We start from the raw sequence: 1,725 nt of genomic DNA on the forward strand, positions 1-1,725 counted from the left end.
CAGTCCGTCCGAAAATTCGATAGCAGATACCCGGATGGTTGCGTGTTCGGTATGATTAGGCATGGGCTACATCGAAGGACATTCACGTGATCAGATGCTGCTGCTCCCGGCGTCGGTCGATGACTATGTTGCGGCAGACAACCCGGTGCGTTTCATCGCGGCATTTGTCGATGATCTCGACCTTGGCGAGTTGGGCTTTGACCGCTCTCGTCCCAAGGCGACAGGGCGTCCAGGCTATGCTCCCGCCGATCTGCTGAAGCTGTATCTTTATGGCTATCTCAACCGGGTGCGGTCGAGCCGGTGCCTGGCGGCTGAGTCGGCGCGCAACCTTGAGGTGATCTGGCTTCTGGGTGGGCTACGTCCCGATTTTCGCACGATCGCGGATTTCCGCCGCACCAACAGGGCGTCGTTCAAGCCGCTGTTCCGGTCCTTCGTGCTGCTGTGCCGCCGCCTCGACCTGTTCGGGCGGGAACTGGTGGCGGTGGACGGCACACGGCTCAAAGCGGTGAACAGCCGCAAGCGGAACTTCACCCGCCAGAAGCTGGCTGGGTGGATCAAGCTCGCTGATGAGCGGATCGAAGAATATCTGGCCCGTCTCGACCTTGCCGATCGCGCCGAAGCCGAGGCGGAAGGGGCTGCTCGCCGCGCGGCGGTGCTGGAGGCAAAGATCGCGCGGATGCGGGAACGGCGCGAACTACACAGCGCGATGCTGGCCGATCTCGTCGCCAGCGGTGAAAGCCAGTTGTCGCTCACCGATCCCGATGCGCGCGGCATGGCGACCCAGCCCAAGGTCGGCGTGGGCTACAACGCGCAGGTCGCGGTCGATGCCCGGCACAAGCTCATCGTCGAACAATATGTGACCAACTCCGGCAGTGACCTGGGCTTTCTGGCGCAGACGGCGAGCGCTGCGCGCGAGGTGCTGGGCGTCGAGCAGATCGATGCCGTCGCCGACAAGGGCTATTACAAGGGCGAGGATATCGCTGCCTGCGAAGATGTCGGCGTCATACCCTATGTCGTGCGCCCGCAACGCGGCCCGGCTATCAACGAAGGCTATTTCGCGAAGAGTGAGTTTCGATACGACGCCAACGAAGATTGTTACACTTGCCCCGGCGGGGCGCGCCTCGATCCCTATACCCGCTCGCAGAAGAACGGACATGTCACCATCCGCTACGGCAATATGCGAGCTTGTCGCAACTGCGCCCTCAAACCTCAATGCGCATCAGGAACACGGCGGACCATCGATCGCTGGGAGGGAGAAGCCGTGCTGGAGCGTATGGCGGAAAGGCTTGATGCCCGCCCTGACATTCTCGATCGGCGGCGCGAGACGGTCGAGCATCCCTTCGGCACCATCAAGCAGTGGATGAACCAAGGCGCGTTCCTCATGCGGGGTCTGGCCAACGTCAACGCCGAGTTCAGCCTGACGGCGCTCGCCTATAATCTGCGCAGAGCCATCAATATCCTGGGTATTCCGGCTCTGCTACGCGCGGTGTGAGCCTGAAATGGGCGCGCATTTCCCCGTCTCGAAGTCACAGCGCGTCATACGTCCAAATAGGGCCGATCCAGACCGTCCCCGTGCCTTCCGCGTCGAAAAACCGGCATCCACAAACCCCGGCGCTCCCCGGCTCACCGCCTCACGACATGCCGCTGAGTTTTCGGACAGTCTGAGGTCATTTCCGGCAACGTCGGCTTTAAGGCGAGGCGCGATATATGCCCACCTATGCTCGA

1 protein-coding gene is annotated in these 1,725 nt (G+C 62.0%); it reads left to right on the forward strand.

Annotation, left to right across the window (positions count from 1 at the left end; genetic code table 11):
- Positions 1-61 precede the first annotated feature (61 nt).
- The gene (locus V7D69_RS16045) at positions 62-1,492 is read left to right on the forward strand and encodes an IS1182 family transposase (RefSeq protein WP_333606344.1); all 1,431 of its coding nucleotides are present in this window, start codon (positions 62-64) and stop codon (positions 1,490-1,492) included.
- Positions 1,493-1,725 lie beyond the last annotated feature (233 nt).

It is taken from the genome of Novosphingobium sp. (assembly GCF_036733805.1).
GTDB lineage: Bacteria > Pseudomonadota > Alphaproteobacteria > Sphingomonadales > Sphingomonadaceae > Novosphingobium.